At 67.9% G+C, this 13,053-nt stretch carries 13 protein-coding genes; 5 read left to right on the forward strand and 8 right to left on the reverse strand.

Annotated features, from left to right (window positions below; genetic code table 11):
* Positions 1 to 24: 24 nt before the first annotated feature.
* Positions 25 to 2,154, reverse strand: coding sequence for a DEAD/DEAH box helicase (locus tag A3ES_RS0102085; RefSeq protein ID WP_020385113.1), 2,130 nt, complete (start codon positions 2,152 to 2,154; stop codon positions 25 to 27).
* A gap of 379 nt (positions 2,155 to 2,533) precedes the next feature.
* On the opposite strand from A3ES_RS0102085, the gene A3ES_RS0102090 reads away from it, so the two are divergent.
* Positions 2,534 to 3,037 (forward strand): SigE family RNA polymerase sigma factor, encoded by a 504-nt coding sequence (locus A3ES_RS0102090; RefSeq protein WP_020385114.1) that lies wholly within the window; start codon positions 2,534 to 2,536, stop codon positions 3,035 to 3,037.
* Complete coding sequence (locus A3ES_RS0102095; protein ID WP_020385115.1) at positions 3,037 to 3,711, forward strand: hypothetical protein; 675 nt, start codon at positions 3,037 to 3,039, stop codon at positions 3,709 to 3,711. The genes A3ES_RS0102090 and A3ES_RS0102095 overlap by 1 nt, the downstream gene beginning before the upstream one ends.
* A gap of 32 nt (positions 3,712 to 3,743) precedes the next feature.
* Here the strand turns inward: A3ES_RS0102095 and A3ES_RS53385 are convergent, their stop codons facing one another.
* Together A3ES_RS53385 and A3ES_RS0102105 are read right to left on the reverse strand one after the other, a co-directional pair.
* Positions 3,744 to 4,490 carry a hypothetical protein gene (locus A3ES_RS53385; RefSeq protein WP_020385116.1) on the reverse strand — a complete coding sequence of 249 codons (747 nt, stop codon included), beginning with the start codon at positions 4,488 to 4,490 and terminating at the stop codon, positions 3,744 to 3,746.
* Positions 4,491 to 4,493: 3 nt separating this feature from the next.
* Positions 4,494 to 5,105, reverse strand: coding sequence for a papain-like cysteine protease family protein (locus A3ES_RS0102105; protein WP_026162485.1), 612 nt, complete (start codon positions 5,103 to 5,105; stop codon positions 4,494 to 4,496).
* A 197-nt stretch (positions 5,106 to 5,302) separates the two neighbouring features.
* Here A3ES_RS0102105 and A3ES_RS45930 point away from each other — a divergent pair, with 197 nt between their 5' ends.
* The 3 genes from A3ES_RS45930 to A3ES_RS0102120 all read left to right on the forward strand — a co-directional run bounded on the left by A3ES_RS45930 (position 5,303) and on the right by A3ES_RS0102120 (position 9,489).
* Positions 5,303 to 6,199, forward strand: coding sequence for a hypothetical protein (locus A3ES_RS45930; RefSeq protein WP_020385119.1), 897 nt, complete (start codon positions 5,303 to 5,305; stop codon positions 6,197 to 6,199).
* 197 nt (positions 6,200 to 6,396) lie between these two features.
* Positions 6,397 to 8,424 (forward strand): DUF1906 domain-containing protein, encoded by a 2,028-nt coding sequence (locus A3ES_RS0102115; RefSeq protein WP_026162486.1) that lies wholly within the window; start codon positions 6,397 to 6,399, stop codon positions 8,422 to 8,424.
* Between the two features lie 30 nt (positions 8,425 to 8,454).
* Entirely contained in the window at positions 8,455 to 9,489 is a 1,035-nt protein-coding gene (locus A3ES_RS0102120) for an iron-siderophore ABC transporter substrate-binding protein (RefSeq protein WP_020385121.1), read from the forward strand.
* A gap of 15 nt (positions 9,490 to 9,504) precedes the next feature.
* On the opposite strand, the gene A3ES_RS0102125 is transcribed toward A3ES_RS0102120, so the two are convergent.
* The 5 genes from A3ES_RS0102125 to A3ES_RS0102145 all read right to left on the reverse strand — a co-directional run.
* Positions 9,505 to 10,092: a maleylpyruvate isomerase family mycothiol-dependent enzyme gene (locus A3ES_RS0102125; RefSeq protein WP_020385122.1), complete on the reverse strand. Its 588-nt coding sequence runs from the start codon at positions 10,090 to 10,092 to the stop codon at positions 9,505 to 9,507.
* On the reverse strand, positions 10,064 to 11,455 hold the full coding sequence (locus tag A3ES_RS0102130; RefSeq protein ID WP_020385123.1) for an RNA polymerase sigma factor: 1,392 nt from the start codon (positions 11,453 to 11,455) through the stop codon (positions 10,064 to 10,066). The genes A3ES_RS0102125 and A3ES_RS0102130 overlap by 29 nt, the downstream gene beginning before the upstream one ends.
* A gap of 1 nt (position 11,456) precedes the next feature.
* Positions 11,457 to 11,798, reverse strand: a complete 342-nt coding sequence (locus A3ES_RS0102135; RefSeq protein ID WP_020385124.1) for a YciI family protein — start codon at positions 11,796 to 11,798, stop codon at positions 11,457 to 11,459.
* A 65-nt stretch (positions 11,799 to 11,863) separates the two neighbouring features.
* Positions 11,864 to 12,730 carry a helix-turn-helix domain-containing protein gene (locus A3ES_RS0102140; protein WP_040453734.1) on the reverse strand — a complete coding sequence of 289 codons (867 nt, stop codon included), beginning with the start codon at positions 12,728 to 12,730 and terminating at the stop codon, positions 11,864 to 11,866.
* Between the two features lie 42 nt (positions 12,731 to 12,772).
* Positions 12,773 to 13,053: hypothetical protein (locus tag A3ES_RS0102145; protein ID WP_026162488.1), on the reverse strand; the 281-nt coding region annotated here is incomplete at its 5' end.

Genomic DNA, 13,053 nt, shown 5'->3' on the forward strand with positions numbered 1-13,053 from the left:
TCCCGGCAGCTCTCGGCCACTCGCTCAGGGTTTGAGGGCGTTCGTCAGCAGGGTGACCAAGGCTTCCAGCTGGAGATCAGCAGAGGAAGTGACCTCTTCATCGGAGCCGTCCAAGGCTCTGGCGGCCAGGCCGGCCTTGGTGTCGATCAGGTCGGCGATCCTGGTGTCGATGGTCTGGGCGGCGATGATGCGCCAGGCCGTGACGGGCTCTTCCTGACCGATGCGGTGGACGCGATCGATGGCCTGGGTCTGCTCGGCGTTCGTCCAGGACAGCTCGGCGAGGACGACGTTGGAAGAGACCTGAAGGTTGATGCCCACGCCAGCGGTCAGCAGCGAGCAGACCGCGATGGAGACCTCGGGATCGTTGACGAAGGCGTCGATGTTCTGCTGACGCTTCTTCGCCGTCTGGTCGCCGCGGATCGAGGAGTACCGGATGCCGCGTTCGGCGAAGAGTGCCTCCGCGGTGTCCATCACCTCGATGTGGCGGGCGAAGAAGACGACCTTGCCGACGTTGTGGGCCAGCTGGGCCGCGTAGTCGGCGGCCAGGCCGGCCTTGGCCTCGCCGATACGGCGTACGAGGCTGAAGATGTTGTCGCCGGTCTTCGCCTTGGCCTGCTCGGATCGCTCCCAGCCGGCGACCTGCCGGACCAGGTCGTGGTCGATGCCTTCGACGGTGACGCCGGAGGTCCGCGTCGCCAGCGCCGTCTCGTACCGCGCTACGAGGCGGTCGGCCAGTTCGCGCTCGGCGGCCCGGATCGAGCGGCCGACCGCGCCGTCCAGCTCGACGGGCAGGTCGGCGATGCGACGAGCGGGGATGTCTCTGGCCACGTCGACCTTGCGGCGGCGGACGATGCCCATGTCGATCACGCAGGACCGAGCTGCCGCGTAGAAGCCGGGGTCGGCCGGCGTCAGGTCGGTCTCGTCGAGCTTCGCCATCAGCTCCGCGCGCGGCGCCTTCTCGTCGATCCAGCCGAGGTATTGCCAGATCGCCCGGAAGTCGTCGATGTCGTTGATAAGCGGCGTCCCGGTCAGGGCCATCAGCAACGGCCGCGGAGTACGGGACTGGATCCGCTCGGACAGTGCCAGGACGTTACGGGAGCGCTGGGACTTCTTGTTCTTGATGAAGTGCGCCTCGTCGACGACCATGCCGCGCAGGCCGAGGTCGCCGAGCCAGCCGACGTGCCGGTCGAGTACCTCGTAGTTGACGATGACGATGTCGGCGAAGCCGTCGATCGTGTCGCCGTCGCCCTGGATCACGGTGGCGACCCGCTTCGGGGTCCAGATGCCGGCCTCGCGCGCCCAGTTTGTCTTGACGACATTCGGTACTACGACCAGCAACGGGTAGGCGTTGGCCGCCTGCGCGGCGAGCAGAGCCTGAGCCGTCTTGCCGAGGCCCGGCTCATCGGCCAGCAGGAAGGAGCGGTGGCCCGCCGAGGCGGAGGCGATCAGTTGCGCCTGGTGCGGCATCAGCTCGAGGAGGTTGCCCGGCAAGCGCAGGGAGGCCGGCTCGGGCAGGGACTTGCTCGCGGATGCGGCGGCGTACTCGAAGGACTTGAGCAGGGGGTTGATCAGCTCCCAGCCGGACAAGCGCCGTACCTGCGGCTGGCGTGGTGCGGCCGCGGCGGCGCTGAAGTCGGGGGCGAGGAAAGGATTGGCGAGCTGTCGTGAGACGACCGATTGCGGGACGACCTGGCGCGGTGGCGGGGCGGCCGCGGTCGTCGGCTCGGTCGGTGGCGGCTCGACGGCGGTCGGCTCCTCGCCTGCGGCGATCAGCATGTCGCGCTTGAGCACCGACGCAGCTTCGGAGATGACAGCGTCCTCGGCGAGCAGCGCGAGGAGAGAGGTGTCCAAGGCGGCGGACTTGGCGAGGATCGTCGCAAGTCCGTCGAGGCGCCGCAGCTGAGTGGCGCGGTAGGCGTCGGTGGCGTTCGCGTCGGCGTTGACCCGGGCCCGCTCCTCGCGCACCAGGAGGGCGACCACCTGGAACTTGGTCCGCACCGAAGGCTGCACGTTGGAGCGCTCGACAGCCGCCTCGATCTCGCGGACGGCGCGGGCGAGCACCGGGATGAGCCCCTCGGCATCGCGGGCAGGGCGCCGCTTGGCGCGGGGAGCGGTACGCCGAGCGCCGGTCTGGCGCTGGCCTCGTCGGGCCAAAGATCCTCCTCAGAACTCGCCGTGGCGCGCTTGCCACGGCGGTACAGCGGCACCGGACACCCTCGCGCGGCCGACAAGACATCGCAGGGCGTGGTCCGGGCCCGCCGATCGGCATATGGCTCGGTCTCACCGCTTCTGCGAGCGGTCGAGCTGTCGGAGTTCCGACGGGGCTGGCCGCGGATGGGACCGGCCATCGATAGCCGGTTCCAGTCAGCAGGCGCAGCCGTCACGAGGCGGTCGGCTTCACCACGGGCGTCGCCGATGTTCGGTGCTGCACCAATCGTAGCCGCACTCGGGTCGCCTGGACATTTCAGGCCCCGGATTTCTCGATTTGTTGCGTTCGGCGGCCGCTTTACCGTCTAAGGGGTAGGAGGTGGCTGTGGACGAGGGACGGGACCACGATTTCGTCCAGTTCGTGGAGGCGCGCGGTACTGCGCTCACGCGGCTGGCGTTCGTGTTGACGGGTGGGGACGACCATCTGGCGCATGACCTCGTTCAGGACACCTTGCTGAAGGTCTACCGGCGCTGGGATCGGGTCAGTGCGGCCGGCTCGGCGGATGCGTACGTGCGCCGGATGCTGGTGAACGAGTTCCTCTCGTGGCGCAGACGGGCGTCATCGCGGGAGCTGCCGGTGTCCGCAGTACCGGATGCGCCCGTGATGGACCTGCTGCCGGAGGGGGCGTCGACAGAGTTGTGGTCGCTGATCCGCCAGATGCCGCCGCGTCAGCGCGCCGTACTGGTCCTCCGGTACTACGAAGATCTCTCGGATCGGGAGATCGCGACCCTTTTGGACTATCGCGTCGGATCGGTCCGGGTCATCGCCGGCCGGGCGCTGACTGAGCTCCGCCGCAAAGTCGGCCAGGAGATCGGGAGGAAACTGTGATGACGGAGCTGGAAAGTCGGCTGCGGACGACGCTCGAAGCGGTCGCCCACGACCGTGACCTCGTCGGCCCTGACGCCGAGGACCTGCTGGCCAGAGCGCGTACGGCGCGGACCACCCGGCATCGCACCGTGATGGCTGGGATCGCCGCCGTCTTCGTGCTCGTGGTGCCAGTCGCTCTCGTCCTGACGGTTCGGGGGGACAACGAGGGCACCCCTGCGGTCAGCCCGAGCCCCAGCACCAGCCGGGCGACGACCCCGGCCGGCTGGACGGAGTACGAAGCCCACGGCCTCAAGCTGAGCATGCCGCCGGGAACCGTCGTCAACCCCAGGATCTGCCCGCGCGGTGGTCTCCCCGTCCTGTTCACCAAGGGCGTGGCGTGCCGGTCGAACGGTGACCCGGTGTTCGTGCCGGCGTCGATTTCGGTGTGGATGTATGAGAGCAAGCAGTTGCCCCCGCTGGTGAACCCCAAGATCCTCCAGACCCTGAACCGGGACGGCTTGTCCGGGTACGTCGGACCGGGTTGGTCGGATCCAGGGTTTGCCCCGAAGACGCCGTCCCCGGACTACGACTGGAACCTGATCGAGAACACCACGACGACCGGGATCACCCTGGGAGGCAACGACCCGAAGGTTGGGCAGCAGGTGATCGACTCCCTCCGCCTCGCAACCCGCTGAGTGGGCGGGTTGCGAGGTCGCGAGTACTGCGGTCAGGCGGTGCGCTGGCGGCGGGTGATGAGGGCGAACGCCGCGAGGGCGAGGACGACCAGCGAGCCGGCGACGAGAATCATCCAGGCGCCTGGCGTGTTCTCGGTGGGCGTGCTGGCCGCGACGTCGTAGCCGCCGGCGGTGCCGTTCTCGTTGTAGGTGCTGTCAGCCTGCTTGTCCGCGTAACGGGTGTTGACCTGTTGGCCGTAGGCCTTGAGAGTGATCGGCTTACTCCCGATCGCCTTGGTGGCCTCGGGGTTGAGGGCACGGAGGGTCTTGCCGGTGACGGCGTACCAGGCGCCGATCTGCGGCTCAGTGAGCAGCTTGGCGCCTCGCGCGGCAGCTGCCATCGTCGCCTCGGTGTTGCCAGTGGCAACGTTCACGGGACGCCAGGTACCGGCCTGGTCGGGGGCGGTGAAGACGGTGAGAGCGGTGCTGCCCTTGGCCGCCGGCGTGGCGACGTACCAGAGGGTGCCCACGTCACCGGCGCCGGTGCGGACGAAATCCGCGCTCAACGCGTAGACCGGGATGGTGTCCTGCATGACGGCGAGTTTCGAGCCGGCCGCGCTCTTGGCGGATCCAGCGCGCTGGGCGGCCTTGTTCAGGAGTTGGGTGGCTTCGGTCGAGTGCGCGGCGGTCTTGGCGGCCGCGAGATCTGGTCCGGGGGTGGCTGACGCCGTCGCGGTGACCGAGAAGGCGAGGAACGTGCCGACCAGAGCGGCCGCTGTCCGCAGTACGAGCTGCTTCATGGCTCAGGCTCCGATCCGGTAGAGCGAGTGCGTCCAGGTGAACTGGGAGTTGTTCAGGTACCAGTTGTAGGTCGAGTAGTTGTAGCGGGGATTGCTGCCCCACGGGTCGTAGTACTCGATCGTGGAGTCGGAGGAGTCGTAGCCGATGATGTCCATCATGTGACCGCCACCGGACTTCCAGCCGATCCGGGTCATCACCGGGCGGTTGGCGTTGATCTCGGTGACCAGGCCGCTGAAGCTCAGCGTGCCGCTGATGTAGTTGCCGGCGCTGATGCCGATCGCCCGGAACGCACGCTGGTCGTTGCCCAGCGTCGCCTGGTTGTTCGGGCAGGTGGCGTTCATGCTGTAGCCGAAGGCCAGGTTGCAGAACTGGTTCTGCGAGTAGCCGTAGCCGTAGTACGCCGCGATGCTGTTGCCGGTGGCGGCCCAGCACCAGTTCGACTTCTGCTGCGCCTGGCCGGTGACGTTCAGGTACTTGCTGGCGAGGACGGTGGCCGATGCTGGTGGTGCGACGGGGGCGGCGGACGCGACCGGGGCGAGCGGCAGGAGTGCTGCCAGGCCCACGATGGTTGCCGCGAGCCACGACCTGGTCCGGGGTGTACTGACCCTCCTCATGGGGGCCTCCTTCACTGGGGCGGTGAGGGCACTCATCGTGATCACTCGGCCACGTCCCGACAAGCAGTGAATCGATCGCCGATCGGGCGGTGTGAACACCGATCAGCAGGTGAACGGCAGGAGCCTGCTTCCTGCCGGGCGCGGGTGTGAACGTTTACACTGGCGACCGACCCTGGCCCCCGGCACGGGAGCGGACGATGACGCAAGCGCGGACCCACGTCCCCGACGTCGGACCGGAGGCGCCCTTCGCCGACGCGCTTCGTGCCGCGATCGCGCATCGCGGGCTCGCGCTGAACCGGATCCAGGCCCGGCTCGCCGACCAGGGACTGCACGTCGGCGTCGCCACTCTCAGCACTTGGCAGAGCGGCAGCCGCCATCCGCGGCCAGGGTCGCTGGCGGTCGTCACGGCGCTCGAAGAGTTGCTGGAACTCCCGGCCGGCTGGCTCGCCGTCCGGATCCCACCGGCCACCGAGACGCCCACCCGCCCGTACGGCGTGGTCGAGAACGCGTCGACCCTCATTCGCCTGCTGGACGAAGTACGCCGGGACGCCCATGGCCGGTTGCGCGGCATCACGGTCGTCGAGGAGATCGTGATCGGCGCGGATCGCAGTATGACCTCGAAGCGGGTGATCCAGACTCTGATCGCGGTCAAGGAGGCTGATCGCCAGATCGTCGTCCACCAGGGCGAGCCGGGCGCCGACCCGGCCAAGATCGTGCCGCGCGGCGTGACCGGCTGCCGGACCGGCCGGGTGGCCCGCGACCCGGAGGACGGCGCCGTGCTGAGTGAGTTGCTGCTCGATCGCCAGCTGGTGGTCGGGGACACCGCCGTCGTCCACTACGAGATCACCGATCTCAACGGCATCCAGTCGACGCAGTACTACCGCTTTCACGAATGGGCCGGCACTCATCACGTGCTCGAAGTCCAGTTCGACCGAGAGGCGATGCCGGTCCGCGTGAGTGAGTTCCGTCGCCATCACTCCGGCGGGCCCGACGTACTGCGCCGTGAGTTGATGATGACGCCTGACGGTCGCGTGCACGTCGTCGTACCGTCTGCCGACCGCGGTGTGATCGGCATCGACTGGGAGTGGGACTAGCCTCCGAAGTTGCAGCAAGGTGCAACGACCCAGCGCGGATCGGTGCCGTAGCCGCCGATAGTCTCCGGGGATCGGGGTGAGTGGTTGCGGCTATTCGACAGGTCGCGGCCGGCTCACCTTGGATAGGGGTAGGGGCTGGGGATGTGGGGCGGGCGGTCACATGCCAGTGCAGCCGTCCGTCTTCGTGAGGAGCTTTGGTGAGGCTAGTCAGACCTGTCGTGTTTTCCGCTGTTGTCGCTTTGCTCGGGGGAGTGCTGGGTGGGGCCGCCGCACAGGGCGCCACCGACCAGACCGTTTCGTACCACGGTTACGAGGTGACCGTGCCGGCCGACTGGTCCGTTGTGGACCTGGCCAAGAACCCGACGGCCTGCGTTCGCCTCGATCGCCCAGCCGTCTACCTGGGCCGCAGTACTGCGCAGAATTGCCCGGCGCGCCTTGTCGGCGGCAGCGAGGGCCTCGTCCTCGAGCCGCTGAACAGAGCAGCCAAGTCTTCCGACGGTGAGCTGCAGGTGGCCGTGAAGGACGCAGGCGTCCTCGCCACCGCGTACTACGCTCCCGGCGCCGAGCAGACCGCTCGCAAGGTGCTCAGCACTGGCCGCGTGACCTCTAAGTCGCAAGCAGTTGGAGTCGCCCCGCAGGCAGTGGCCGCAGCGCCGTCGATCGTTGCCACCGGCACTATCGCCGCTCCCGGCTTCGACAAGTGCGAGGCGCCGACACAGTCCCAGATGGACGCCTGGCTGTACCCGGCATCGCCGTACCGGGCTATCGGCATCTACACCAGTGGTGCGCTCCGCGGCTGCGCTCAACCGAACCTGACCGCCGATTGGGTCACCACGAACGCCGCCAAGGGCTGGCAGTTCCTGCTGATCGATGTCGGCATGCAGGCGCCCTGCACGACCTACAAAAGCCGCATGTCGTCTGTACCGGCGACTGCGCTGACCCAGGGCCGCAACGCCGCTATCAACGCGGTGACTGCTGCCCAGGCTCTCGGCTTCGCCCCGCGCAGCGCGATCTACAGCGACATCGAGTACTACGTGTCGACTGCCGCCTGCAAGGCATCCGTGTTGTCCTACCTGAGCGGCTGGACGCAGGAGCTCAACTCCCGCGGCTATGTCGGTGGCGCCTACGTCAATGCCTCCTCCGGTGGCGCGGATCTCGTCAGCGCTTACACCAGCACGGCGTACACCCGGCCGGACAACTTCTGGTTCGCGCACTACAACTCCACGCCGGGCAGCAGCCGGTTCATCCCGGACACCTTGTGGCCGAACCACCAGCGCGTGCACCAGTACGCCGGTGACGTGACGGAGACGCACGGCGGCGTCGAGATGGACATCGACCGCAACTTGCTCAACCTGACGGCACCGCCAGCTCCTGTCACCGGCTTTGATGCCACTGGTAGCGCAGGCACCGCGGCGCTGAAGTGGACCATCCCGGCCGGCACGAAGCTCGGCCAGGTCATCGTCCGCCGCAACACGGGTGCCACGCCGCCGGCCCTCCCGACCCTCGGTACTGCGGTCTACGCGGGCATCGGCAGTACTGCGACCGCCACCGGGCTCACGAACGCCACCAGCTACACCTTCCGTACTTGGGTGAAGGACAACTACGGCAAGGTCGGCCCAGGGGCAGACACGTTCCTGGCCGGCACCAACGTCACGATCGGGGCCAGCCCGGCCTCGATCATGTACACCGGCTCCGTGACGCTGAGCAGCCGCGCTACTCGGGTAGACAACGCCACCAACCTGTCCGGCGTACCGGTGACGCTGTACTCGAAGCCCAAGAACGGCACGAAGTGGACGACGGTCGCGACGGTGACCTCGTCCAGTACTGGCGTGGCGAGCTCGGTGCAGAAGCCAGCGGTCTCCACGTACTACATGTGGGGCTACAACGGCTCGCCTGACCTGCTCGGCTCGCGAAGCGCTGCGACGCTGGTCGAGGTGCGGCCGGCACTGTCGGCGTACCTGGTGCCGGCCGCGATCAGGCTCGGCGCGGCGGCGTCGCTGTACGGCTACCTCAACCCGGCCCACGCGGGCTCGACCGCGTACCTGCAGCGGCGGTCCGGCACGAGCTGGGTCGCGGTGACCACCGGCAAGCTGACGACAAACGGCAAGTACGCCTTCAGCCTCAAGCCGACCGCCCGCGGCACGTACACCTACCGAGTCGTCTGGCTGGCCGACGCTGACCACCAGGGAACCCAGACAGCATCCAAGGTCCTGACTGTCAGCTGAGGAGACACCTAATTAGGTTAGGCTCTCCTTATGTCTAGTCCCCGTCGCCGCCCGGCTGCACTGGTCGTAGTACTGGCTTTGCTGTTCAGTCTGCTTGCCTGCAGCAGTGATGATCCGGAGAACGCAGCCGCCGAGACGGCAGGTCAAGGGTTTCCGTTCACCGTCGACCATCTGTTCGGGTCGACGGTGATCAAGGCGAAGCCGGAGCGGATCGTCGCGATCGGCGGCGGGGACATGGAGACGGCGATCGCGCTGGGTGTCGTGCCGATCGCCGGGGCGGACTGGTTCGGGTTCACGGAGACTCGCAGCTGGGTGAAGCCCGCGCTGGGCGATCGGCCGGCGCCGAAGCTGGTGCAGTCTTTCGAGCCGAAGTACGAGGAGATCGCCGCGCTCAAGCCGGACCTGATCCTGTACGTGAACACGGTGAACGACAAGAAGCAGTACGAGACCTTCAGCGGCATCGCGCCGACGATCGCGGCGCCGGCCGGGACGAAGAACGTGTACGGCGTGACGTGGCAGCAGCAGGTGCAGACGATCGCGAAGGCGACCGGGACGACGGCCGAGGGGGAGAAGGTGATCAAGAAGACCGAGACGCTGCTCGCCGACACCGCCAAGGCCAACCCGGACTTCGCCGGCAAGACGATCACCGCCGGGGTGTTCTCCAGCGATGCCTTCTCCGCCTGGTTGCCGTCCGATCCGCGGATGCGGCTGCTCACCTCGCTGGGTTTCAAGACGAACCAGCAGATCGATGCCCTCGACAACGGTGACTTCTACGTGAAGCTGTCACCGGAGCAGCTGGAGAAGATGAACGGCGACCTGATCCTGCTGGCGGCCGAGGACCAGAACGGCAAGGTCGCCCCCGGCGTCGCCGGCAGCGCGGTCTTCCAGAATCTCGCGACCGTCAAGGCCGGCCACGTCGCCTACTTCGGTGGCGCTCCGGTGATCAACTCGAACTCCGACCGCGGCGCGTTCTCGAGTGCCTTCTCGATCGGCGGCCCGCTCGGCATCGAGTACGTGCTCACCAAGATCGTCCCGCTGCTGAAGACGGCACTTCAAGGCCGCTGACCTAGCGGCACTCTGTCAACCCTTCGGGATGGGGACGGCGCGGCCGCAGACCTTGAGCAGGAGGTCCTGGGCCGGGCCCGAGACGACCCGTCCGGTGCCGAAGGACCAGTCGAGGTCGGTGGCGCGCAGCTGGATGCCGGTCAGGTCGACGCCGAAGAACTTGAGCCCTTTCTCGGACAGGCCGCCCAGGACGATCCGCATCCGCTCGGCCGGCACCACTCTGTCGATGCCTAGGGCAACGGTGATGTCGAGGCCGTGGATCACGTCGTGGGACAGCGCGCCTTCGAATCCACCGCCCGGCGGCTTCCAGGGGTGATTCGCGTTGGCCGCAAGGCAGTCCGCGAGCTCGGCCGCGGTGAGTTCGGCGGCATCGCGGCGCGCCATCCGGTCGAGCATCGGGTTCATCCGGCCACGCGACCTGAGCATCTCGAGCAGGAAGCGTGGGGTCGAGTAGCGGTAGGGCGCCGTCAGATGAGCGACGACCTCGCGGACCCGCCAGCCCTCGCAGAGCGTCGGTGCGTCCCACTGCTCGGCGGGCAGTTCCTTCAGCAGGGTGGCCAGCTCGCGCCGTTCATCAGCGATCAGCTGCCTGATCTCGGTCATCCTCCGCGTCCTTTCCATCGTCGGTCACCTCACCGACGAACGGCCCGGACGCGGGCGGACAGGTTTCTTCGATTCTTTGCCGGAGGAACGCGCGCTCGGCGTCGGTGCTCGCTCGACCGAGGGCTTCGCGATAGGCGGCGGCAGCCTCATCGAGCCGCCCGGCGCGGCGGAGCAGGTCGGCCCGGGTGGCCGGCAGCAGGTGGTAGTCCGTCAAGGTGCCTGAGGCAACCAGTTCGTCGACGAGCAGCAAGCCGGCGGCCGGACCTTCGGCCAGACCGATCGCGACCGCCTGGTTGAGTTTGACCACCGGTGTGGGCATGAAGCGGATCAGCTCGGCGTACAGGCCGGCGATCTGCGGCCAGTCGGTGTCGCCCGCATCCTGCGCGGTCGCGTGACAGGCCGCGATGGCGGCCTGGATCTGATACGGCCCGGGCTCGCGCCGTCGCAACGCGGCCTCGAGTACGTCGGTGCCCTCGGCGATCTTCCCCGCGTCCCAGCGACTCCGATCCTGTTCCTCCAAAGGGATCAGCTGGCCGTCGTCGCCTTGGCGGCCGGCACTTCGGGCATCGTGCAGCAGCATCAGCGCGAGCAACCCGGAGACCTCGGGTTCGTCCGGCATCAGGTGGGCCAGCACTCGGGCCAGCCGGATCGCCTCGGCGCTGAGACTCCGGCGTACGAGGTCTGCTCCGGTCGTTGCGCTGTAGCCCTCGTTGAAGAGCAGGTAGAGCACGGCGAGCACCGCGGGGGTCCGTTCGGGGAGGAGTTGCGCCGGCGGCACGCGGTACGGGATGGCCGCGTTCTTGATCTTCTGCTTGGCCCGGCCGATGCGTTTCTGCATGGTCTGCTCGGTGACGAGGAAGGCTCGCGCGATCTCCGCGGTACTGAGGCCGGCCAGCGTGCGCAGGGTGAGCGCCACCCGCGCCTCCAAGGCCAGCGCCGGGTGGCAACAGGTGAACATCAACCGCAGCCGGTCATCCGGCACGTCCTCCTGATCCTCCAGGGCATCCGGTACTGCGTCGTCCGCCATCGCGGCCACCTCTCGTAGCTTGGCAGCACCTACCGCCTCGCGACGAAGCCGATCGATCGCCCGGTTGCGAGCCGTCGTGGTCAGCCAGGCGCCGGGCCGGCTGGGGATGCCGTCGCGCGGCCAGCGTTCCAAAGCGGTGGCGAATGCGTCCTGGGCGCATTCCTCGGCCAGGTCCCAGTCGCCGGTCACCCGGATCAGGGTGGCGACAACCTGCCCCCACTCATCCCGAAACGCCCGGCCGACAGCCTCCTCGACCAACTGCCCATCGTCGGCCACCCCCTCGGCCTGGACCGGCGATCCGTCGTCGGCGACCGGCGGTCCGTCTTCGGGGAGCACCTCAGTGCGCGTCCGGCGGTGGGCCGTCGAGCACGGGACGGATCTCGATCGTGCCGTAGCCGGCCGCCGGGTGCTTCGCCGCGATCTCGATCGCCTCGTCCAGGTCGGCACACTCGATCAGCACGAAACCACCGACCACTTCCTTGGTCTCGGCAAACGGCCCGTCGGTCAGCAACAACTCCTGATCGCGCACGCGCACCGTGGTGGCATCGGTCGCCGGAGCGAGCCCAGCACCTCCCCGCACCACGCCTCGCTGCTCCATCTCCTCCGACCAGCCGCCACAACCGTCATTGGCGTGCTCCGCCGCGGATTCGTCGCCGCAGATCATCAGTAGGTACTTCACAAAGTCCTCCATCTACCCGACCGACGAACAGAACCGCCCCAGACGGACAGCTACGCAAGAAGAATCTAGTCGAGCTGGCGGAGGATCGTCGTCAGCTGCTCCTCGGCCTGCTGGGGCGGGGGAGCGGAGACGGTCAGACTGTCGAGGACGTGGGTATAGGAGTCGAGGTCGTCGCGCTTGTCGAGATAGAGCGCACTCGTCAGGTGCTCCAGGTAGACGACGTCGGGTAGGTCCGCCTGCGGGAAGCGCAGCACGCTGAACGCGCCGCCGGTCGCAGCATGGCCGGCAGTGCCGAGCGGGATGACCTGCAGGGTGATGGTCGGCCTCTGGATCGCCTGGATCAACGCGGCCAGTTGCTCGCGCAACACCTGAGTGCCGCCGATCGGCCGCCGCAGTACGGATTCTTCGACGACCGCCCAGAGTCGCAGCGGAGGATCGCGCTCAATCACGGCCTGGCGTGTCTTGCGCAGCGCCACGATCTTGTCGATCTCATCCGGTGAGCGTTCGGCTCCTGACAAGCCGGCGACCGCCCGGGTGTACTCCGGGGTCTGCAGCAGGCCCGGCACGAACTGGATCTCGTAGGTGCGGATGAGGTCGGCCGCCACCTCGAGCCCGAGATAGGCGTCGAACCAGTCCGGGGTCACATCGTTGTAGCGATGCCACCAGCCGCGGTTGTTCGCATCCCTGGCGAGTTGCAGCAGCCGGTCACGCTCGGCCGGATCGGACACGGAGTACAGGGTGAGCAGATCCTCGACGTCGCGCTCCTTGAAGCCGACGCGGCCGAGCTCCATCCGGCTGATCTTGGACTCCGAGGAGCGGATCGCCCAGCCGGCATCGGACCGGGTCACCCCGGCGCGCTCCCGCAAGCGCCGCAGGTGCGCACCCAGCATGATTCGCAACGCGGTGGGCCCCGCCTCAGTCCGCCCAGCCATAGCTCGACTATAACTCATTATCGAACGTATGTCCTATGTCGCTTAGGGTGGATATGGTGAGCGGAGGCTGGGTGCGCCTTTGGGGTCGGTGTGCTGGCGCTGCTGGGGGGCGTGGCCGTGGTGTCGGGTGAGGTGTTCGCGGATCAGTTCGGCCCAGCGGGTCTGGTTGGTCCAGCCGTTGCGGCGGGCGGCGATGAGCTTCAGCAGGGCGTCGGTGCGGACCTTGTTGGTGAGCTTGGCGGCGCGGTCGCCGATGGTCTCGTCGAGCTGGTGGAAGAACTCCTCCAGTGCCCCGGTGGTGTTGGGTCCGGCCGCCGCACGGG

The organism is Kribbella catacumbae DSM 19601, assembly GCF_000372465.1.
GTDB classification, from domain to species: domain Bacteria; phylum Actinomycetota; class Actinomycetes; order Propionibacteriales; family Kribbellaceae; genus Kribbella; species Kribbella catacumbae.

Coding starts and splice junctions, on each gene's coding strand:
- A3ES_RS0102105 (WP_026162485.1), bottom strand. CDS start 5,105: ATGAGGAGGGTCAGTACACCCCGGACCAGGTCGTGGCTCGCGGCAACC.
- A3ES_RS53385 (WP_020385116.1), bottom strand. CDS start 4,490: ATGAAGCAGCTCGTACTGCGGACAGCGGCCGCTCTGGTCGGCACGTTC.
- A3ES_RS45930 (WP_020385119.1), top strand. CDS start 5,303: ATGACGCAAGCGCGGACCCACGTCCCCGACGTCGGACCGGAGGCGCCC.
- A3ES_RS0102140 (WP_040453734.1), bottom strand. CDS start 12,730: ATGGCTGGGCGGACTGAGGCGGGGCCCACCGCGTTGCGAATCATGCTG.
- A3ES_RS0102120 (WP_020385121.1), top strand. CDS start 8,455: ATGTCTAGTCCCCGTCGCCGCCCGGCTGCACTGGTCGTAGTACTGGCT.
- A3ES_RS0102125 (WP_020385122.1), bottom strand. CDS start 10,092: ATGACCGAGATCAGGCAGCTGATCGCTGATGAACGGCGCGAGCTGGCC.
- A3ES_RS0102095 (WP_020385115.1), top strand. CDS start 3,037: ATGACGGAGCTGGAAAGTCGGCTGCGGACGACGCTCGAAGCGGTCGCC.